19 protein-coding genes, 2 other RNA genes and 1 pseudogene are annotated in these 19,372 nt (G+C 65.0%); 9 read left to right on the top strand and 13 right to left on the bottom strand.

Annotation, left to right across the window (positions count from 1 at the left end):
- Window positions 1–27: 27 nt before the first annotated feature.
- Window positions 28–102: non-coding RNA, sX9 sRNA (locus tag XCC_RS19200), on the top strand.
- A gap of 372 nt (window positions 103–474) precedes the next feature.
- On the opposite strand, the gene XCC_RS19195 is transcribed toward XCC_RS19200, so the two are convergent.
- Window positions 475–702 carry a hypothetical protein gene (locus tag XCC_RS19195; protein WP_011038789.1) on the bottom strand — a complete coding sequence of 76 codons (228 nt, stop codon included), beginning with the start codon at window positions 700–702 and terminating at the stop codon, window positions 475–477.
- A 9-nt stretch (window positions 703–711) separates the two neighbouring features.
- A complete protein-coding gene (locus XCC_RS19190) occupies window positions 712–963 on the bottom strand; it encodes a YkgJ family cysteine cluster protein (RefSeq protein ID WP_029217180.1) in 252 nt (83 codons plus the stop codon).
- Window positions 964–1,465: 502 nt separating this feature from the next.
- Between XCC_RS19190 and XCC_RS22150 the strand changes: the two genes are divergently transcribed.
- Window positions 1,466–1,633, top strand: coding sequence for a hypothetical protein (locus XCC_RS22150; protein ID WP_011270031.1), 168 nt, complete (start codon window positions 1,466–1,468; stop codon window positions 1,631–1,633).
- Window positions 1,634–1,694: 61 nt separating this feature from the next.
- Window positions 1,695–1,768, top strand: a non-coding RNA gene (locus XCC_RS19185) — sX9 sRNA.
- Window positions 1,769–1,883: 115 nt separating this feature from the next.
- Here the strand turns inward: XCC_RS19185 and XCC_RS19180 are convergent.
- Window positions 1,884–3,047, bottom strand: coding sequence for a zinc-dependent alcohol dehydrogenase (locus XCC_RS19180; protein WP_011038786.1), 1,164 nt, complete (start codon window positions 3,045–3,047; stop codon window positions 1,884–1,886).
- 241 nt (window positions 3,048–3,288) lie between these two features.
- Here XCC_RS19180 and XCC_RS19175 point away from each other — a divergent pair.
- Window positions 3,289–3,910, top strand: a pseudogene (locus XCC_RS19175) (DUF4142 domain-containing protein).
- 47 nt (window positions 3,911–3,957) lie between these two features.
- Window positions 3,958–4,137, top strand: coding sequence for a DUF3606 domain-containing protein (locus tag XCC_RS19170; protein ID WP_012439379.1), 180 nt, complete (start codon window positions 3,958–3,960; stop codon window positions 4,135–4,137).
- Window positions 4,138–4,902: 765 nt separating this feature from the next.
- Here the strand turns inward: XCC_RS19170 and XCC_RS19165 are convergent.
- From XCC_RS19165 to XCC_RS19140, 6 genes are all read right to left on the bottom strand, one after another.
- Entirely contained in the window at window positions 4,903–6,687 is a 1,785-nt protein-coding gene (locus tag XCC_RS19165) for an ABC transporter ATP-binding protein (protein WP_011038783.1), read from the bottom strand.
- Complete coding sequence (locus tag XCC_RS19160; RefSeq protein ID WP_011038782.1) at window positions 6,684–7,835, bottom strand: beta-glucosidase; 1,152 nt, start codon at window positions 7,833–7,835, stop codon at window positions 6,684–6,686. The genes XCC_RS19165 and XCC_RS19160 overlap by 4 nt, the downstream gene beginning before the upstream one ends.
- Window positions 7,836–7,928: 93 nt before the next feature.
- Window positions 7,929–9,125, bottom strand: coding sequence for a UDP-galactopyranose mutase (gene glf / locus XCC_RS19155; RefSeq protein ID WP_011038781.1), 1,197 nt, complete (start codon window positions 9,123–9,125; stop codon window positions 7,929–7,931).
- Complete coding sequence (locus tag XCC_RS19150; RefSeq protein ID WP_011038780.1) at window positions 9,113–10,297, bottom strand: glycosyltransferase family 1 protein; 1,185 nt, start codon at window positions 10,295–10,297, stop codon at window positions 9,113–9,115. Before XCC_RS19150 ends, glf begins: the two co-directional genes overlap by 13 nt.
- Window positions 10,298–10,332: 35 nt before the next feature.
- Window positions 10,333–11,484, bottom strand: coding sequence for a UDP-glucose 4-epimerase GalE (galE, locus tag XCC_RS19145; protein ID WP_011038779.1), 1,152 nt, complete (start codon window positions 11,482–11,484; stop codon window positions 10,333–10,335).
- A 378-nt stretch (window positions 11,485–11,862) separates the two neighbouring features.
- Window positions 11,863–12,729 (bottom strand): glucose 1-dehydrogenase, encoded by an 867-nt coding sequence (locus XCC_RS19140; protein WP_011038778.1) that lies wholly within the window; start codon window positions 12,727–12,729, stop codon window positions 11,863–11,865.
- A 210-nt stretch (window positions 12,730–12,939) separates the two neighbouring features.
- Between XCC_RS19140 and XCC_RS19135 the strand changes: the two genes are divergently transcribed.
- A complete protein-coding gene (locus XCC_RS19135; protein ID WP_019238021.1) occupies window positions 12,940–13,581 on the top strand; it encodes a DUF6766 family protein in 642 nt (213 codons plus the stop codon).
- 101 nt (window positions 13,582–13,682) lie between these two features.
- Complete coding sequence (locus XCC_RS19130; protein WP_012439371.1) at window positions 13,683–13,868, top strand: hypothetical protein; 186 nt, start codon at window positions 13,683–13,685, stop codon at window positions 13,866–13,868.
- An 82-nt stretch (window positions 13,869–13,950) separates the two neighbouring features.
- On the opposite strand, the gene cydB is transcribed toward XCC_RS19130, so the two are convergent.
- The 3 genes from cydB to XCC_RS19115 all read right to left on the bottom strand — a co-directional run bounded on the left by cydB (window position 13,951) and on the right by XCC_RS19115 (window position 16,939).
- Complete coding sequence (gene cydB / locus XCC_RS19125) at window positions 13,951–14,970, bottom strand: cytochrome d ubiquinol oxidase subunit II (RefSeq protein WP_011038775.1); 1,020 nt, start codon at window positions 14,968–14,970, stop codon at window positions 13,951–13,953.
- Window positions 14,961–16,370 carry a cytochrome ubiquinol oxidase subunit I gene (locus tag XCC_RS19120; RefSeq protein WP_011038774.1) on the bottom strand — a complete coding sequence of 470 codons (1,410 nt, stop codon included), beginning with the start codon at window positions 16,368–16,370 and terminating at the stop codon, window positions 14,961–14,963. Before XCC_RS19120 ends, cydB begins: the two co-directional genes overlap by 10 nt.
- Window positions 16,371–16,642: 272 nt before the next feature.
- Window positions 16,643–16,939, bottom strand: a complete 297-nt coding sequence (locus tag XCC_RS19115; RefSeq protein ID WP_019238019.1) for a hypothetical protein — start codon at window positions 16,937–16,939, stop codon at window positions 16,643–16,645.
- Between the two features lie 527 nt (window positions 16,940–17,466).
- Between XCC_RS19115 and XCC_RS19110 the strand changes: the two genes are divergently transcribed.
- Window positions 17,467–18,750, top strand: a complete 1,284-nt coding sequence (locus XCC_RS19110) for a sigma-54-dependent transcriptional regulator (RefSeq protein ID WP_019238018.1) — start codon at window positions 17,467–17,469, stop codon at window positions 18,748–18,750.
- Window positions 18,751–18,782: 32 nt separating this feature from the next.
- On the top strand, window positions 18,783–18,977 hold the full coding sequence (locus XCC_RS19105) for a hypothetical protein (protein WP_011038771.1): 195 nt from the start codon (window positions 18,783–18,785) through the stop codon (window positions 18,975–18,977).
- Here XCC_RS19105 and XCC_RS19100 read toward each other — a convergent pair.
- Window positions 18,971–19,354 (bottom strand): response regulator, encoded by a 384-nt coding sequence (locus XCC_RS19100; protein WP_011038770.1) that lies wholly within the window; start codon window positions 19,352–19,354, stop codon window positions 18,971–18,973. The genes XCC_RS19105 and XCC_RS19100 overlap by 7 nt on opposite strands.
- Between the last annotated feature and the right edge of the window lie 18 nt (window positions 19,355–19,372).

Raw genomic sequence — 19,372 nt, 5'->3', positions numbered from 1 at the left:
CGGGCGCGGCCGGTGCTCGGAATCGGCATGTACCCCCGTACACTCCGGTTCCTCCGCGCCGTCCGCACCCACCTGACGACTGCTCGCTACGTTTTGTTAGCCGCTCCAAGCGGGCAGGGCGCTGTTCGACCCGGCATTCCGCAGCGCAAGCGTTCGATTGCTGCAGCCGTTGTCGTTGAGGTTTCGCTTGGTCATTGCGCGACTGTTTGCCCGCAATGCGCTTGATGACGTTGAGCTGCTCTACCTGCCCTGGCCGTGCCAAGTGCAGCGGATTTCCCGCTGGCCGGCTCGTCTAGCAGAAACGGCACAGCCTGCAGCGATGATCAACGTTTGATGTTGGTGACAGGCGCCGTGCGCGGCAGTGGTGCGGCGCAGGCAGCAGATGCATCGGTAGGCACAGCGACTGCTCGCCTCAACCGCAAAGCGCATACGGCACGACAGCGGCGCCTGGCCGGCTGTCGTCTTGCGGCGTGCTTATTCCGTGTCCGCGTCCGCGGCGGCCTTGGCGGGCGCAGCTGCTGCAGCCGGGGTCTCCGGCGCGCCACGCTTCTTTTCACGGCGCAGCGGCGTGTCGCCCAGGCGCTCGATCGCACCGCCGGACTTGTGGAATTCTTCCAGATCGGCGGCCAGGCGCTGTTCGGACAAACGCGGCTTGCCCGGCTGGTTGCTGACGGTCATCGACTGGCGGCGGGAATTATTCATCGCAAATCCTCATGCGTTGTAGAGCGTCAAGGGAATGCCCCGCCGGCGTTGATCGTCGTAGGTGGCACGCACGTCGCGGCAATACGGCCCGGACATGACGAAGCGACGGCAGATCGCCGGGCGCGTTTCGTAGATGGAGCAACACATGCGCGCGGCATCAATGGCCACGCACCAGCCTTCCTCGTCGCGCGCCATCACGTGCCAACCTTCCGGTGTCACGCTGGTCAGATGGTGTGGGATGCGGTCGGTTGGATCGACCAGGACGGTGAGCCGGCAACAGACGGCGTCGCAGCGTTCGCAGAGATTCTTGATGGAAAAGGCCAGAAAGATGAGGAGGCGACACCGGACTCCGGCCGCCCTTGCACCATACACCCTGGGCGTATCCGGGTGTGAACCGTACCCGGGCGGCAGCTGTATCAGACACGTTAGGCCGCGCATTGGCGTGGATGTAGATGGCACTACCGCTGATCGCTTTGGGTGCCGATCGAAAGATGCAGCACTCAACAGCGTCCTGTGTCTGCATGCTCCGCATGCAGTGCGCCGGCCAGGGTCCCGATGTCGATCTGCATCGTGCGAGCAAGGCCAGCTGCGTCCATCGCCTCGTACCGAGAGTGCGGCGATGCCAAGCGCCACGCTCCAGCCAATCGGCAACGCGTTGTGTTTGTGCAGCACATGCGAAGGCGGTTTTCACTGCCATCGGCGATGCACGGCCGTAGCGTGTGCGAGTACGCGGGTCTGTCTACCCGCCCTGCAGGAGAACCCCATGAGTACATCCCATTCGACCCCGTCCACGCACGCCGCCAACACGCAGCACGAGCAGGCGCACGAGGAGGAAAAAAAGCAGGACGAACGCCAGGACGAAGCGGTGGAAGAAACTTTCCCGGCCAGCGATCCGGTCTCGCCGTTCGTACCGGCCAAGGCGCCGGACTAAGCGCCGCTATCCAAACGACCGCGCAGCAGCCAGGCGGGCGCGGCCGGTGCTCGGAATCGGCAGGTACCCCCGTACACGCCGGTTCCTCCGCGCCCTCGCACCCACCTGAAGACTGCGCGCTACGTTTTGTTGGTAGCTCTAAAGCAGTCCACGCGCGCTGTACGCGTCACTCAGCATCAAGTGCAGGAACGACAACGGCGCGGCCCTCGGGGACCGCGCCGTTGTCGTTCCTGCAGGATGCGTGTGCCGATCAGGGCGTCAACACCACCTTGCGGCAATCGTCCTGCTTCTTGTCGAACACCTCGTAGCCACGCGCGGCCTCGGCCAGCGGCAACCGGTGCGAGATGATGGCGCTGGGCTTGAGCTCGCCATTGCCGATGCGCTCCAGCAGGTAGGGCATGTGCTTCTGCACGTGGGTCTGGCCCATCTTGAAGGTGAGCCCCTTGTCGAACGCATCGCCAAACATGAAGGCATGGATGAAACCGGCATACACGCCGGGCACGCTCACCGTGCCGCAGCGGCGGGTGGCGGCGATGCACTGGCGCAACGCCACGCCGCTGCTGCCTTCCAGCTTCAAGGTGGTCAACGCGGTTTCCAGCGCACTGCCTTCGGCTTCGAACCCCACTGCCTCGATGCTGGCATCCACGCCGCGGCCATCGGTCTGCGAGACGATGATGTCGGCCGGGTCGTCGATCTCGTCGAAGTTGATCGGGATGACACCGTAGGTGCGTGATGCGAAGTCCAGCCGGTAGGCGTGGCGGTCGACCATGAACACCCGTTCGGCGCCCAGCATGCGGCAGCACGCCGCGGCCATCAGGCCGACCGGGCCAGCGCCGAAGATGGCCACGGTGGACCTCTGCTTGACGCCTGCGTCCACCACCGCCTGGTAGCCGGTGGGCAGGATGTCGGAGAGGAACAACACCTGCTCATCGTGCAGGGCATCGGGCACCACCAGCGGGCCGACGTTGGCCTTGGGTACGCGCACGTATTCCGCCTGCCCACCAGACAAACCGCCATAAAGATGGCTGAAGCCAAACAATGCCGCAGGCGGGCGCATGTCTTTGTGGTTGAGCGCCGCACCCTTGCCGGTGTTGGTAGTTTCGCAGGCCGAAAATTCCTGCAGCAGGCAGTGGAAGCACTGGCCGCACGCCACCACGAACGGAATCACCACACGGTCGCCCGGACGCACTGCGGTGACATCCGGGCCCACCTCTTCCACGATACCCATGAATTCGTGGCCGAGAATGTCGCCAGGGCGCAGGTCGGGAATCTTGCCGTGATACAGATGCAGGTCCGAACCGCAGATCGCGGTGGCGGTCACCCGCAGGATCAGGTCGTCGCGTTCCACCAGCAACGGGTCGGGTACCGTTTCAACCCGCACATCGCGCGAGCCGTGATAGTTGAGGGCGAGCATGCAGTTCTCCGTGAGGGCCGGCGGTCAGCGGCAACGCACGCAGTGTTGATGGGGCGGCGTTAAAAACCTCAGCACGGCGCGTGCGTGTGATGTGGACGCGCACGCGCAGCGACGCGGTGTTGATGCGCAGGTCACGCGTGGCTAACCCCGCCGCTCGCAGGCTGGATCGACTCGCACGGTGGCTGTAAGCAGCTCGCGCCGCTGGCCATCTTCAACAATCCACACTCTGCAGGAGACCGCAATGGGAAGCATCTTGAAGCTCGTGACCGCCGGCGCCGTGGGCGTCATCGCCTACAAGGCCTGGCAGCGCCGCCAGGGGTTGGCGACTGATACGCAGCAGGGCGATACGCAGCAGGACGGCAGCACGCCGCCGCACGGCGACCCGCTGCGCGGTGCCCTGCAGAATGACGCCCAGCGCGATACGCAGCACGCTGCAGGCGCTCGGTGCGTTGTCGGTGTTCCACGAGCAAGAGCGCACCCTGGCGCAGCTGGCCGTCACCAAGGGCGCGGTTGGCGAGGTGCTGGAGTTCGCCCGCAAGATGGACCAGGCGCACAGCGCCGCACTCACCGACCTCAGCCGCTTCGGGCCGGATCGCAGCAGTGCGCAGGCCAAGTCCACGCTTGCCCAGTTCGAAACCGGTCGCAAGCGTCTGGACGGATTGCATGCACAGGAGTTCGAGCGCGAATACCTGCAGGCATCGGTGATCAGTCATGAAAAGGCGCTCGCCGTGCTGGACGCGCAGGTCAGCAGCGAGCCGGGCTCCAGCGACCTGGGCAAGGAGCTCAAGCGCGAGCGCGACATGATTGCCGAACACCTGGAGCATGCGCGCGGGCTCAAGGCCAAGCGCACGCAGACGCATTGATCTGACCACCAGCGCACCTGGCAGACATACGCCAACGGAATACGCCAATGAGCACAGCAGACGCAAACCGCAAACCCACCGACATGGAACACGTGAGCATCAGCGAGGAATGGGAGCTGCAGTATTGGGCCCGCGAACTGGGGATGTCTGAAGACGATCTGCGGGCTGCGGTTGAGGAGGTCGGCAACGTCACCACCAAGCTGCGGGATTATCGGCCGCCGCATTGAGGTAGCCTGATACCTGACCGCAGGCTGCGCCTAGCCGAACTGTAGGTGTGTGTGACCGGGTGCCTGCTGAGTTGATCAGTAGTGGAAGTGATGGGAAGCAAGGGCGGCCACGGTCGCCCTTGTTCTTTTCGCGTAGGCAGATCGCATTCGAGGGCATCGATTGCATCCAGATCACTGCACGTGCGTAGGTACCACAAGCTACGAAGGTGCTTGTTTCCCCTTTTACATCCTCGTGTTCGTTCGACCACCAAAGTCATGAGAGATTGCCGCATACCGGCACTCGCCCTGTGCTTGGCTGCGTGACGATTTGCTGCGCTGTTGTGATTCTGATGGTGGCTTAGCGTGGTGTCGTCAGATACCTGGACCGACCCAAAGAGCAGGCAGCGCGCCCCGTAGCTGGCAGCTGCGCGCATTAAATCGCGGAAGCTCTGTCCGGGCCGACGCGGCATCAATTCTTCATGGCCCCCTCGTCGCTCAGTCCCCTGGTGGGCTACGAGCAGCACTCGCTGATGTTTGAGTAGCTGCCCGAAGGCGGAGATGGCAGGGCAACGTTTCGCATTCGCATTCGCATTCGCATCCTGCCTGTGCCGCCTCGTCTTAACTGAGGCCGCTTCGTCTCGCTGAGTGATCCAACTGTGTCTGCGTGTACCGAGCGCCACGCCCCGGAAGTAGGCTTGCGCTGCTGCCACGTTTCTCAAAAACGCAGGTCTACTTCAAGCCCCGCAAAGCTCAGCAACGCAAGCCTGCGCGCAGCCATACCGCCCCTCACGCATCTTCCGCCACCGGCTGTTCGAAGCCCGCCGCCTGGCGTTGCCATAGGCTGTCGAACACGCCGCCGCGTCCACGCAGTTCGGCCGGGCTGCCGTCTTCGACGATGCGCCCGTCCTGCAGCACCACGATGCGATCGAAGCCGATCACCGTGGACAAGCGGTGGGCCACCGCCAGTACCGTGCGGCCGCGCATCAGGTGGTCCAGTGCGGACTGGATCTCTGCCTCGGATTCGGTGTCCAGCGCGGAGGTGGCTTCGTCGAGGATCAGGATCGGGGCGTCCTTGAGGAACGCACGCGCAATGCCCAGGCGTTGCCGCTGGCCGCCCGACAGCATCACGCCGCGCTCGCCAACCAGCGTGTTGTAGCCCTGCGGCAGTTCGCGGATGAAGCCATCGCAGAAGGCGTGCCGTGCCGCAGTGTGGACCTCGGCATCGCTGGCTTCCGGGCGGCCGTAGCGGATGTTGTCGGCGATGCTGCGGTTGAATAGCGCCGTTTCCTGCGGCACCACGGCAATGCGGTCGCGCAGGCTGTCCTGGCTCACGCTGCGGATGTCCTGGCCGTCGATCAACACACGGCCCGATTCCACATCATCCAGCCGCTGGATCAAGGCGATCAGCGTGGACTTGCCGGCGCCGGATGGGCCAACGATGCCCACCTTCTGCCCGGCGGGAATGTGCAGATCCAGTGCCTCGATCACCGCAGGGCGGTCCGGGTAGGCAAAGCGCACGCCTTCAAAACGCACGTCGCCTTCGGCCAGCGCCAGCGGTGCATCGGCATCGGGCAGGGCGTGCGGCTGCAGGATGATCTGCAAGGTATCGGCGATGGCGCCCAGCTGCTGCGTGGTGTCGACCAGGGTCAATGCCAGGTCGCGTGAGCCGTGCAGGATGCGGAAGGTCAAGGCACTGACCAGCACCACATCGCCGGCACTCACCGCGCCGCCGCGCCAGGCGCTGATCGCCCAGATCAGCATGCCGCCCGCCATGATCGACAGGCAGATGTCGTGGATGACGCGGGCTTTTTCCACATACATCCAGCTTCGGCGGTGCGCGACCGCCTCGTGGCCGATCTCCTGCGCCAGGCGCGCGCTCTCGCGGTCGCGTGCGGCAAAGGCCTTGATCGTCCACACGTTGGACACCGCATCCACCAGCTCGCCGCCCACGCGTGCGGCCTGCGCGGCAAAGCTCTGATGCTTGGCACGGCCGCGGATGCCGAAGCCGGTAATGATCGCGGCCACCACCGCCACAAAACCGATCAAGGTGGCGGCCATGCGCCAGTCCACGGTGAACAACACCACGATGGCGCCGATGAAGTCGACGATGGGCGGCAGGATCTTCCACGCCAGGCCGCCATAGATCTGCCCGGCCGCGGTGCCCAAGGCGGTGATGCGGTTGCCCAGCGCACCGGCAAAATGCTCGGTGAAATAGCGCATCGGGTGGCCGGTGAGATGGCGGAATAGGTCCACCCGGATATCCACTACGCTGGCCACCACGGTGCGGCAACCCAACCAGCCGCCCAGCCGCCAGAACAGGTTTTCCACCGCAATCAACCCGATGAACAGGCCCAGCGGTGTCCACACATCGGCCTGGGTGCGCTGATCGGTGGACATGGCATCCACCAGCAGCTTCATGCCGTACTGCACCGCGACCGCGCAGCCGGCCGCGCCGATGATCAACACCAGCAGCCCACCGAAGTGCCACGGACGTTGGCAGATGTAGTGCCACAGAAAACGTGCCGGCCTGGCCGGCAGCAACTCCGATTGCGCGGCGGCGGCGGTACTCATGTGGCGATGTCGTCCAGGGCAAACTGTGGTGCGGAGAACCCGAAGCGCACCTGTTCGTGGCGCAGCTGCGCGGCCAGTTCGGCATGCACCTCGCGCTCGCCGGCCGCATCGGCGTAGCCGAGCAGCCCGGTGGGGCAGTGACGGTTGTTCTCCCAGCCGGGGTAGTCGAGCACTGGATACAGGCACAGGCCTTCCATCGCCACACCACGCTGCAGCGCCAGCGCCACTTCGCCGCCCACATGATCGAGCCAGCGGGCGCGGTGGTCGCCTTCGGCGCCGGTTTCTGCCACTACGATCGGGCGTTGATAGCGCTGCCAGATCTCGCCAAGCATCTCCGAGAACGGGCGGTAGTCGGGCGAATCTGCCGCGATGGTGGCCCCGCCCAGATACCACTGATTGTTGGAGTAGTAGTTCACGCCAATCATGTCCAGGTACTGTGGCGCGCCGCCCAGTCCCGGCCATTGCGTGCCGCACAGCATGTCCCAGGCTTCGAACTGCGCCTGCCGCAGACGTTCGGCTTCGCGCCGTGGCCCGGGGCGGTCGTTGGACGCGGCCACATGGATCGCCGGGTCCACCTGCACGAAGCGCGCGCACGGCTCCACGCTGCGCACCGCCTCGATCGCGGCGATGCTCGCGCGCACCAGTTGGTGCTTGAGCTCGAAGCCACGCCCGCGCGCCAGTGGATGCATGCGGCCCTGATCGCCACCCGCCCAGGCCCAGTACGAAATCTCGTTGAGCGGTGCATACACCGGCACCGCGTCGGTTTCGTTCTTGACGCACTGCGCCACCGCAGCGCTGAAACGTGCAAAGCGCTCCACGAACTGCGGGCGCCAGATATCCACATCATCCGGCCACCCGTAATGGCACAGGTCCCAGATCACCTGGGTGCCGGTGGCCTGCGCCGCATGCAGCATCGGCAGGAAGCTGGACCAGTCGTAGTGGCCGGGCCGCTGCTCGATCAGATGCCAGCGCAGCCCATCGCGTACGGTGCGCAAGCCATGCGCGGCCACCGCGCGGTAGTCGTTGGCCGCCCAGCGGTCGTGCCGGGTGCCGGCAATCAGATCGAGCCGGCGGCCATCGCGGCGGCGATGGGTCGAGCACTCGAAACCGGCCATGAAGAAACTGTCGAACACTGTGGGGGTATGCATCTCACATCCTGCTGCACGACGCGCGCCGGAGCCACGTCGCATCGTCAAACCACTGGCCGGCAGCAAGTGGCTGCCGGTTGGTGCGGTCATGCCTCATGCGGCGAGTTCGGCGCGGCGCTTGTGCTCGGCATCTTCGATGCGCTTGTACAAGGCCAGTGCCTGCCCCACCACCTGGTCCATGTTGTAGTACTTGTAGGTGCCCAGCCGGCCAAGGAAGGTGACGTTAGGCGTTTCCGCGGCAAGCCGCTCGTAACGCCGGTACAGCTCGGCGTTTTCCGCGCGCGGAATAGGGTAGTACGGGTCGCCCTCGGCAGACGGGTATTCGTGGGTGATGCTGGTCTTGGGGTGCTGCTGGCCGGTGAGATGCTTGTACTCGGTGATGCGGGTGTAGGCGACCTCCTCGGCAGGGTAGTTGACCGTGGCCACTGCCTGAAACTGCTCCTGGTCCACGGTGCTGTGTTCGAACTTCAACGAGCGGTACGGCAGCTTGCCGTAGCAATAGTCGAAGTACTCGTCGATGGGCCCGCAGTACACCAGCTGGTCGTAGTCGAGCTCGTCGCGGATCTCGCGGTAGTCGGTGTTGAGCATGACCTTGATGTTGGGGTGGTCGAGCATGCGTTCGAACATGCGCGTGTAGCCGTGCAGCGGCATCTGCTGGAAGGTGTCGGTGAAGTAGCGGTCGTCGTCGTTGGTGCGGGTGGGCACGCGCGAGGTCACCGACTTGTCCAGCTGCGAGGGATCCAGCCCCCACTGCTTGCGCGTATAGCCACGGAAGAAGGTCTCGTACAGCTCGCGGCCCACCTGGTTGATCACCACGTCTTCGCTGGTGCGGATCTCGGCCACCGGTTCGGCGCGGCTGGCCAGGAAGGCGGCGGCTTCTTCTTCGCTGCGCAGCTGCAGGCCGTAGAGTGCATTCAAGGTGGTCATGTTGATCGGGATCGGTACCTGCTGCTCGCCCACCTGCGCCAGCACGCGGTGTTCGTACGGCCGCCACTGGGTGAAGTTGGACAGGTAGTCCACGATGCGCTGCGCATTGGTGTGGAAGATGTGCGGCCCATAGCGATGGATCAGCACGCCCGCATCGTCGTGAAAGTCGTAGGCGTTGCCGCCGATGTGCGGACGGCGGTCGACCACCAGCACGCGCTTGCCCAGGCCGGCGGCCAGGCGTTCGGCCAGCACGCTGCCGGCAAAGCCGGCGCCGACAATCAGGTAATCGAAACCACGCCGGCGGCTGCTGCCGCTGCGCTCGGTGGCCAGTGGTGCGCCGCCGGAAGCCTTCAGGGTGTCCATGTGATCTTCTCCTTCATCAAATCGTAGGTGTGATCCCAGGACATATCGCCCAGCACCGCGTCGGCGCGTTCCAGCAGCTGGTCGCGGTTGGCGCTGTCCTGCAACGCGGCCTCGCAGGCGGCGATGAATGCAGCCGGGGTCTCGGCGATGTGCACCACATCGGTATCGCCGTAGGTGCGCACCACATCGTGGATGGGCGTGGACACCACCGGGCAGCCGCCCGCCAGATATTCGGGCGTCTTGGTCGGGCTGATGTAGCGCGTGGAGGCGTTCAACGCGAACGGCATCAACGCCACGTCCCACCCGGAGAGATAGCCGGGGAGTTCGTCGTAGGTCTTGCCGCCCAGGTAATGGATGTTGCTGGCACGCGGCAGCTCGGCCGGGTCGATCTTCACCACCGGGCCGATCATCACGAACTGCCACTGCGGGCGCTGCGCGGCAATCTCACCCAGCAAGGCCACGTCGAAACGCTCATCGATCACGCCGTAGAAGCCCAGGCGCGGGTGCGGGATGTCGGCCTGATCCGGTGGGTCGTCCTGCGCAGTGCGCGCAGCGGCGAAATGCGCCACGTCCACGCTGCTCGGGAACGGGTGTGCGTTGGCGTGCAGGGCGCGCTTGGCTTCCCAGATGCTATAGCCACCGGTGAACACCACATCGGCGCGCTGCAACAGCTCGCGTTCGCGCTGCACCAGCTCCGGCGGCGCGCCACGGAAGGCGGATAACTCGTCCATGCAGTCGTAGACCACCGTGTGCGCCTGCAGGTGATCGCTGAAGCGCAGGCTCATTGGCGTGTAGTACCACAACACCAGATCGCGCACGCCCAACTCGGCCAGGTAGCCGTCCAGCAACTGGCGCTGCACCTGCGTGGCGGCGTCGCCGTCGCAGCCGGCCGGCAGCCGCGGCGCCAGCACCTGCACGCCGCCTTCTTCGCCACGCACCTGCAGCCAGGGCTCGGGCTCGTCGCAGGCGATGGGTTCTTCCCAGAACAGCAGGTTGGCGTCTTGCGCAAAGCGCGACATCAGATGTTGCGGGCGCTGGTAGACAAAACTCCAGCGCAGGTGCGACAGGCACAGCAGGGTCGGGCGTGTGGCATCGAACTGCGGTGTGGTCGCCGATGGCACGGCACGGCGACTCTTGCCGATGTCGTATTGAAAGTGTCCAGCCCAACTCATGCAAGGTCCTCGATCGGGGGAAGGGGAGTGGCGCGTCAGGCGCCGGAATGCCCGTGTGCGGGCAGCAAGGCACGTGCGGGCTCGTGACGGCGGCGCCCATCGCTGCCGGGCAGCAGCTTGCGCAGCGGCGCCACGCGTTCGCCCATCGGCGCGGTGGCGCGCGGGCGCACCAGGCGCGATTGCGCATAGCCTTCCGGATGCAGCGACTGCCAGCGCCAGGTATCGGCGCACATGCGCTCCAGGTCGTATTGCGCCTTCCAGCCGAGCAGTCGGTTGGCCAGCGCGGTGCTGGCGTAATACACCGCCACGTCGCCATCGCGCCGCGGTGCAAACTGCAGCGGAATACGCCGCCCGCTGGCCCGCTCGAATGCGGCGGCAACTTCCAGCACGCTGTGGCCCCGGCCGGTGCCCAGGTTGACCACCAGCCCCTGGCGCTCGTGGTGCAGATACTCGATGGCATCCACATGCGCGCGCGCCAGATCCATCACGTGCAGATAGTCGCGCACGCCGGTGCCGTCAGGGGTGGGGTAGTCGTCGCCGAACACCTGCAGCGCATCGCGGCGGCCCACTGCCACCTGGGCGATGTACGGCATCAGATTGTTCGGCACGCCACGCGGGTCTTCGCCGAGATATCCGCTGGGATGCGCACCCACCGGGTTGAAGTAGCGCAGCAGTGCGGCGTTGAATTGCGGCCAGGCCGCGCTCAGGTCGCCGATCATTTCTTCCATCATCAGCTTGGTGCGCCCATACGGGTTGATCGCCTTCAACGGCGCGTGTTCCTCGATCGGGCTGCTGTTCTCGTCGCCGTACACGGTGGCGGACGAACTGAACACCAGGTTGGCCACCCCCGCGCTGCGCATCGCACGCAGCAGCGCCAGCGTGCCGGTGACATTGTTGTTGAAGTAGCGCAGCGGCTCGCGCACCGATTCACCCACCGCCTTGAGCGCGGCGAAGTGGATCACCGCCTCGATCCGCTCGCGCTGCATCAGCTCGGCAAGCTCGGGCGCACGCACGTCCATGCAATGAAATGCCGGGCGCGCGCCAATCAGGTGGGCCAGGTGATCGAGCACGCGCTCGGATGAATTACTCAGATTGTCGACGATGCAGATTTCATGCCCGCGCCGCGCCAATTCAACGCAGGTGTGGGAGCCGATGTAGCCGGTACCGCCGGTGACCAGGATTCTCATTGCTGTGGGCCTTGTGGGGGCGCGGGCGCGCGAGCTAGCCAGTGGCGCGTGCTGCGCCGGATCGCACGTCCGGGTGCGCATGTGTGATGGCCCTGATTCCCAAGGCGCACTGCTTCACCGCCGCGTGGTGCCTGCGGCAAGAAGTGGCAACGCGGAAGAGGTCATGCATCACGATCCAGTGGTGTCTACGGTATGGATCGCGCCGTTAGAAGAAACGCAACAGCAAGTATGCGCAGCGCGAGTGCGGCCTTGACCGGAAAATCACGCACGGACGTGGCTGCCAGATGCAGTGTCTGATGTGCGCGCATCTGCAGTGATGCTCAAACAAAAACGCCACTCGAGTGAGTGGCGTTGTAGAACGCGGATACGCTGTGTTGGTCAGAGCGTGACCGCGCCACCGGAGATGGTGAGCAAGGTGCCGGAGGTGTAGCTGGCGGTATCGGAGGCCAGCATCACGTAGGCCGATGCAAGCTCCACTGGTTGGCCGGGGCGGCCCATCGGCGTTTGCGAGCCGAAGCTTTCCACCGATTCTTCGTCCATGCCGGCGGGAATGAACGGTGTCCAGATCGGGCCCGGCAGCACCGCATTGACGCGGATCTGCTTTTCGGCCAGCACGCCGGCCAGGCCGATGGTGAGATTGGCCAGCGCACCCTTGGTTGCGCCATAGGGAAGGATGTTTGGCGTGGGCTTCTTGGATTGCACCGAAGCGGTATTGATGATGGAACCGCCGTCCTTCATCAACGGCACCGACAAGCGCACCAGGTTGAACACTGCATGCACGTTTGTATCGAAGGTCTTGCGCCACTCGTCCAGGGTGATTTCTTCGAAGCTTTGGAAGTACTTCTGGTAGCCGGCGTTGTTGACCAAGATGTCCAACCCGCCGAATTCGCTGTTGACCTTGTCGATCAAGGACGCAGCCTGGTTGGGGTCGCTGATGTCGCAACCCACCAGCAGTGCGCGCACGCCGGCTTTTTCGATCAACGCACCGATGCGTGATGCGTCTTCCTGCTCATCCGGCAGGAAGGCGATGGCCACATCCGCGCCTTCGCGTGCGTAAGCGATGGCCACGGCGGCGCCAATGCCGCTGTCGCCACCGGTGATCAACGCGCGTTTACCTTTCAGCTGCCCGTGGCCCACATAGCTGTCTTCGCCGTGATCCGGGCGCGGGTCCATCTTGTCGGTCTTGCCGGGGAAGCCTTGCTGCTGCGGCTTGAATGGCGGGCGCGGGTAGTTGGGCACGGGCATGGTGATCTCCTGACGGGGAAGGAAGCTGGACGGTCAGTGTGGCCACGCAGAAGTAAATATCGGGCATAGGCGATGTCGCCGCGATGTGTGTTGGCTACGCACACCGCCGCGCGGCACTCACTCGCTGCTGATTGCGGCGGTTCACCACGCAGTATTCATGCGTTTTTGCTGTGCTTGCTCGAATACTTTCGGTATCAGAGGAGCGTACAGATGATCTTTCGTCGTCATGGTTTGTCGTTGTGTCTGCTTGGGCTGACGCTGCTGTTTATCGCCGCCCAGGTGTATGCGGGGTTGCATGCCTATAACGAGGAACTGGCACAGTTGGGCCAGGCAACCCTGACGCTGGGCCAGTACCTGCGCAGCGGGCACTTCGTCTCTGCGTTGTTTGAAAACTGGGAAAGCGAATTCCTGCAGATGGGCATGTATGTGCTGCTCACCGTCAAGCTGCGCCAGGTGGGCTCGGCCGAATCGCGGCCGCTCGATCCTGATGAAGAAACGAGCGAGATTGCGCCGGGCCGCACCCCGTGGCCGGTGCGCAAGGGCGGCCTGTGGTTGCGTCTGTACGAGCACTCGCTGGCCATCGCCTTCGGTGTGCTGTTCCTGCTGAGCTTTGTGCTGCATCTGCTGGGAAGCTGGCGGCTGGAACTGGCCGAGCGCGCGCAGCAGGGGCTGCCGCCGATCAGTTTGCTGCAGCACTTCACCGATGCCGCGTTCTGGTTCGAGTCGATGCAGAACTGGCAGAGCGAATTTTTGGCGGTGTTTTCGCTGGTGGTGCTGACCATCTGGTTGCGTCAGAAGGACTCGCCGCAATCCAAGCCGGTGGCCGCACCGAATTCCCAGACCGGTGGATGAGGGGCGCTGCCTTCACGTAACGCTGCTGCACCTTCACCCTTCGGCAATGCGCGCGTGCCTAGCGTTGAGCACAACGACACTGTGTCCAGAGCGGAGTGCATATGGGGACCGAACCAAAAAAACCGTGGGGTCCGGAAGACGACCAGAAGAAGCCGTTCACGCCGCAAGAGCGGCGCAACGAGGACGTCAAATGGAAGGAGCACGACATGCCCGATGAAGACCGTGACGTCAACAAGGCCGACCCAGAGCACGACTACGAACGTCCGGACGGGTCCGAGCGGCGTTGACCGCCGCGCATCGGTGCAAATAACAACGCCCGCATCGCGCGGGCGTTTTTCATGTCGCGGGAATGCAACGCGCACTTCAGCATCAATGATGGTGGTAGCCCACATCCGCAGCGATCTTGCCGCGGAACACCCGGTACGACCACGCGGTATAGCCCAGCACCAGCGGCAGCAGCACGATCAAGCCCACCATCGGGAAGATCTGCGATGACGGTGGCGCCGCCGCCTGCCAGATGGTGTAACTCGGCGGCACCAGGTACGGCCACATGCCCAGCACCAGGCCGATGAAGCCCAGCACGAAGATCGCCAGGGTCAACAGGAATGGCGAGGCGTGGTTGCGCGAGGTATTGCCGGCGCGCCACAGCAGCATCGCCACCACCGCGGTGATCACCGGGATCGGCGACAGCCACCAGAAGTTGCCGTGCTCGAACCAGCGCGCCATCACGTGCGAACTCAAGAACGGCAGCCACGCGCTCACCAGCACCATGAAGGCCACCACCACGCCCACCAGCGGGCGGGTGAGCTGGCGCGCCAGTTCGTGGGTGCGGCCATCGGTCTTGAGGATCAACCAGGTGCTGCCGAGCAACGCATAACCGAACACCAGCGCCACCCCGGTGAGGATGGTGAACGGGCTGAACCAACCGAACACGCCGCCGACGTAGCGGCCGTTGTCCAACGCCATGCCTTCCACCAATGCGCCCAGGATGATGCCTTGCGCAAAGGCGGTGAGCATCGAGCCGCCAATGAACGACAGCGTCCACAGCCGCCGCGAGCGATGCGCCTTGAAGCGAAATTCAAACGCCACGCCGCGAAACACCAGCGCCATCACCATCAACAGCACCGGTAGATACAGCCCGGAGAGGATCACTGCATACGCGGTAGGGAACGCCGCAAACAGCCCGGCCCCGCCAAGCACCAGCCAGGTCTCGTTGCCGTCCCAGATGGGCGCGGCGGTGTTCATCATCAGGTCCACTTCCTGCTCGTCGCGCGCAAACGGTGCCAGCATGCCCAGCCCCAGTACGAAGCCGTCCAGCACCACGTACATCAGCACGCCGAAGCCGATCACGCCGAACCACACCACCGGCAGCCAGTAATTCAGGTCCATGGCGCGTGCTCCTGTTCCAGGGATTCATCGGCCGCCGACAACGGCCGCGCAGGCGTGTGTTCGCCGCTGGCCACGTCCGGGCCATCGCCTCGCGGTTGCGGGCCGGTGCGGATCAGCTTGGCCAAGTACCAGATACCCCAGCCGAACACGAAGGCATAGCCGGCCAGGTAGACCGCCAGCGACACCGCCACCATCGCGGTCGATTGCGGGCCCATCGCATCGGCCGTGCGGAGCAGCCCGTACACCACATACGGTTGGCGGCCGATCTCGGTGACGAACCACCCGGCCACCAGCGCAATGAAGCCGGCCGGTAACATGAGGTTCCAGGCAATGATCAGCGGGCGCGCGTGCAGCCGTCCGCGCCACCACGCAATGGCCGAGATCCAGGCCAGCACCAGCATGGCCATGCCCAGGCCCACCATGATGCGGAATGCGAAGAACACCGGCGCCACCGGCGGGCGCTCCTCGCGCGGCACCGAGGTGAGCGGGGCGATTTCGCCATCCAGCGAATGGGTCAGGATCAGGCTGCCTAGGCGTGGGATCGCCACTTCGTAATCGTTGCGCTCGGCCTCGGCATTGGGCACGCCGAACACCACCAGCGGCACGCCATTGCCGTCGCCATCGCTGTGCCAGTGCGCTTCCATCGCCGCCACTTTCATCGGCTGGTGTTCCAGCGTGTTGAGCCCGTGCTGGTCGCCCACCAACACCTGGATCGGCAACACGATGGCGGCAAACGCCACCGCCAGCCGCAGCATCAGCGCCGCCGCGTCCACATGCTTGCGCTTGCGCAGGTAGTACGCGCCCACGCCGCCCACCACAAAGCAGGTGGTGATGAACGAGCCCAGCGCCATATGGGTGAGCCGGTACGGGAACGACGGGTTGAAGATGATCTGCAGCCAGTCCACCGGATGCACCACGCCATTGACCATGTTGAAGCCGCGCGGGGTGTGCAGCCAGCTGTTGGACGAGAGGATCCAGAACGTGGACACCAACGTGCCCAGGGCCACCATGCAGGTGGCGAAAAAATGCAGCCGCTCGGACACGCGCCCCCAGCCAAACAACATCACGCCGAGGAAGCTCGCCTCCAGAAAGAACGCAGTGAGCACTTCATAGCTGAGCAGCGGGCCGATCACCCCGCCAGCGATGCGGCTCAGCTCCGGCCAGTTGGCGCCGAACTGGAACGCCATCACGATGCCGCTGACCACGCCCATGCCAAACGACACCGCGAAGATCCGCAGCCAGAAGAAATACAGGCGCTTCCATACGTCGTCGTGGCTGCGCAACCAGCGCCATTCCAGAAACCCCAACAGGCTGGCCAGCCCGATCGTGAAGGCGGGGAACAGCACATGGAACGAAATCACGAACGCAAACTGGATGCGGGAAAGCAGCAACGCGTCCACAGACATCTCCCTAGAGGGCGGGCTGGGCAGGCGCGGGCAGGCCAGCCGCACCGGCCCCGCTGCGTGCGACGCCGGCACAGGCCGCACGCAGCAAGCAACCACGCTGGCTGAGTGCAGCTGGCACCGCAGCCGGCATCACGCCCGCCTGGCGCGCAGGTACGCCGCGCTGACGCAACACTGCGCGAACAGGGTCCGCGCCCAGGCCAGGCGCGACCGTGATCGGCTGCACAGATCGGCGTTCGCGCGCTACCGGGCGCTGTCGCGTCGCGTGTTCAAGCACGACGCAGATGGCGCAGGCAGCGCGGGGCCAGCCAGTCCGCCAGAACCGCGTTCATCGAGCCCGGCGTCAGGCACAACGCGTCGCGCACGGCGGCAATCGCCTGCTGGTCGGTCAGCTGGGGATGCGCATTCCAGGCATCGCAGACCGCGCGGATGGTTGCCTCCGGGATGCCGTCGAACGGGTAATAGCCAAGCTCGCCACGGCGGTGCTCGGCACGCCAGTGGGCCAGTTCCGCCTGCACATCTGCACGCGGATGCGCAGTGCGTGGCTGCGCCGAGAGTGCATTCATGGGACACCTCATCACCTGTGTCGCCTCAGTGTTGGCAGCCTGCGCGCAGGTGCACGTGAGCGGTTTCTACACATGGTGCTGACACGCGGTGCGTAATTTGTGGGTAAGTCAGTCGCCCGGGCGGGAGCCCATGAAGGGTTCAGTCCGATGCGTCACGATGCATTGGCTGCCGCTGACTCCGCTGGCATCCTTGCCGCTTCGTTCTGAATCAACCGAGCTGATCCATGGCTCCGTGCCACCGGCCGCAGATTCTCGCGGTCGCTCAGGCCCAACCCTTTGCAGTACTTGGCGCGTGTGCGGGATTGGCACGCCGACCGGGCCGGACCATGACGCTTGGCACTGGTAGAACCCGCTGTGGCCGGCGAACGTCCGAAGGCGGTGTGGCGAGCTCTAGCCGCAACCGGGGCAAGCGTGGGATGGTTCCGCTGTCAGCGGGTGAAGGATCGGGGGATGACAGGCTGCGATCTTCGCGCCGTCGTCACAATTTTCAACCGAACATGTACTAGTCATTGCGGACAGAAGCGCCTATGGACCGTCTTTCCTGCGCCATCATCGACGACGACGTGGAGTTCTGCGATCAGGTGGTGGAGTTGGCCACCGATAGCGGCTTCCGCGCCAAGGGGATGCATTCGCTTGGCGAAGCCAGCCATTGGCTGGACAGCAACTTCCCCGATCTGCTGGTGGTCGACGTCGGCCTGCCCGACGGCAGCGGCTTCGACCTGATCGAGCGGCTCGACCCGGACCACACTCCGCAGATCGTGGTGGTGTCCGGCGACTACGCGCGCGAGACCCAAGGCCGTGCGCATCAGTTCGGTGTCAGCGAGTTCCTCACCAAGCCGTTCGCCCCCGAGCGTCTGGAGCGGGTGCTGGGCGGGCTGCGTGAGGCGCAGCAGGGCAACCTGGGCATCGTCGGCAACAGCGACAGCATCGTAGCGTTGCGCAAGGACATCGTGCGTGTGGCGCCGACCGATTTGAACGTGTTGGTGACCGGCGAAACCGGCACCGGCAAGGACCTGGTGGCGCGCGCCATCCACCGCGTGTCCGGGCGCCGCGGGCGCTTTGTGCCGGTCAACTGCGGCGCGATTCCGGAAGAACTGCTGGCCAGCGAGCTGTTCGGCCACGAGCGCGGCAGCTTCACCGGTGCCGACCGCCGCCATGCGGGCTTTTTGGAACAGGCGGCCGACGGCACGCTGTTCCTGGACGAAATCGGCGAGATGCCGATGCGCCTGCAGGTGTACCTGCTGCGGGCGATCGAGTCGCGCACCTTCATGCGCGTGGGCGGCAGCGAGGAGATTTCCTTGAATGCACGCGTGGTGGCCGCCACCCACCAGCGCGTGCAGCGCGACCAGGCGGTGCTGCGCGAGGACCTGTTCTATCGACTCAACGAATACCCGATCCAGGTGCCGCCCCTGCGCGAGCGCCGCGGCGATGCGCGCCTGCTCGGCCTGCGCGTGATCGACGAGCTCAACGCCACCTACGGCAAGCGCAAGTTGCCCACCAAATCGCTGTTGCGCTATTTGGCCCACCACACCTGGCCGGGCAACGTGCGCGAGCTGCGCTCGTTCATCCGTTACCTGTACCTGCGCACCGATGGCGACCTGCTCGTCGCACCCGAGGTGGAGCAGACCGTGCCGCAGGCCGACGAAGACGGGCTGCTGATTCCGGCCGGCTGGACCATGCGCCAGGCCGAAGACGCCATGATCGAAGCGGCGCTGGCACGCACCCGCTACAACAAGAAGGCGGCCGCGCGCGAACTCGGCATCAGCGTGCGCACCCTGCACAACCGCCTGAGCGACAAGGACAACGCGTGAGCGATGCGGCCCACCTGCGTCGCCGCGAGCTCATGCATCAGTTGCGTAACCGGCTCAATGTGATGGGCTTCGCGCTGTATTCGCTGCGCGCGGAAGCCCCTTCCAAACCGCTGGACACCCTGCGCACCGCGCACCAGTCCGCGGTGGAGCTGCTCAATCAGCTGGGCGAAGAAGAACGCGCGCTGCAGCCGCCCGTAGAAACCGCGCCGGATACGGCCGATCAGTGATGTTCGACGGGCGCCTGCTGGCGGCTGAGTAGCGTGGTGATGGTGCGCGGGTTGTAGGGCTTCATGCAGTACGACAGATGCGCATACCGTTGCGGCAGCGTGTAGCGGTCGTAGCCGGAGCAGAACGAAAACGGCACGCCACGCGCCAGCAACGCATCGGCCACCGGGAACACCGCCTGGCCGCGCACGTTGACATCCAGCAGATCGCCATCGATGCCGATCCCCGATGTCACCAATGACAGTGCTTCGGGCACGTTGCCCACCGGCCCCACCACCTTGGCACCGGCCTCGGCCAATAGATCGTTGAGCGATTCGGCCAGCAAATAATCGTCTTCGACCACCAGGATGCGGCGGCCGCGCAGGGGGCTGTCGTGCATGGGATGACTCCGGTAAGA

This window comes from Xanthomonas campestris pv. campestris str. ATCC 33913, assembly GCF_000007145.1.
Taxonomy (GTDB): domain Bacteria; phylum Pseudomonadota; class Gammaproteobacteria; order Xanthomonadales; family Xanthomonadaceae; genus Xanthomonas; species Xanthomonas campestris.
Note: the sequence above shows the minus strand (reverse complement) of the source record. Positions and strands in the feature narration are given on the sequence as shown.

Coding starts and splice junctions, on each gene's coding strand:
- XCC_RS22150 (WP_011270031.1), top strand. CDS start 1,466: ATGAGTACATCCCATTCGACCCCGTCCACGCACGCCGCCAACACGCAG.
- XCC_RS19160 (WP_011038782.1), bottom strand. CDS start 7,835: ATGCATACCCCCACAGTGTTCGACAGTTTCTTCATGGCCGGTTTCGAG.
- XCC_RS19115 (WP_019238019.1), bottom strand. CDS start 16,939: ATGAATGCACTCTCGGCGCAGCCACGCACTGCGCATCCGCGTGCAGAT.
- galE (WP_011038779.1), bottom strand. CDS start 11,484: ATGAGAATCCTGGTCACCGGCGGTACCGGCTACATCGGCTCCCACACC.
- XCC_RS19180 (WP_011038786.1), bottom strand. CDS start 3,047: ATGCTCGCCCTCAACTATCACGGCTCGCGCGATGTGCGGGTTGAAACG.
- XCC_RS19170 (WP_012439379.1), top strand. CDS start 3,958: ATGAGCACAGCAGACGCAAACCGCAAACCCACCGACATGGAACACGTG.
- XCC_RS19135 (WP_019238021.1), top strand. CDS start 12,940: ATGATCTTTCGTCGTCATGGTTTGTCGTTGTGTCTGCTTGGGCTGACG.
- XCC_RS19130 (WP_012439371.1), top strand. CDS start 13,683: ATGGGGACCGAACCAAAAAAACCGTGGGGTCCGGAAGACGACCAGAAG.
- XCC_RS19100 (WP_011038770.1), bottom strand. CDS start 19,354: ATGCACGACAGCCCCCTGCGCGGCCGCCGCATCCTGGTGGTCGAAGAC.
- XCC_RS19110 (WP_019238018.1), top strand. CDS start 17,467: ATGGACCGTCTTTCCTGCGCCATCATCGACGACGACGTGGAGTTCTGC.
- XCC_RS19165 (WP_011038783.1), bottom strand. CDS start 6,687: ATGAGTACCGCCGCCGCCGCGCAATCGGAGTTGCTGCCGGCCAGGCCG.
- XCC_RS19150 (WP_011038780.1), bottom strand. CDS start 10,297: ATGAGTTGGGCTGGACACTTTCAATACGACATCGGCAAGAGTCGCCGT.
- glf (WP_011038781.1), bottom strand. CDS start 9,125: ATGGACACCCTGAAGGCTTCCGGCGGCGCACCACTGGCCACCGAGCGC.
- XCC_RS19195 (WP_011038789.1), bottom strand. CDS start 702: ATGAATAATTCCCGCCGCCAGTCGATGACCGTCAGCAACCAGCCGGGC.
- XCC_RS19105 (WP_011038771.1), top strand. CDS start 18,783: ATGCATCAGTTGCGTAACCGGCTCAATGTGATGGGCTTCGCGCTGTAT.
- XCC_RS19140 (WP_011038778.1), bottom strand. CDS start 12,729: ATGCCCGTGCCCAACTACCCGCGCCCGCCATTCAAGCCGCAGCAGCAA.
- cydB (WP_011038775.1), bottom strand. CDS start 14,970: ATGGACCTGAATTACTGGCTGCCGGTGGTGTGGTTCGGCGTGATCGGC.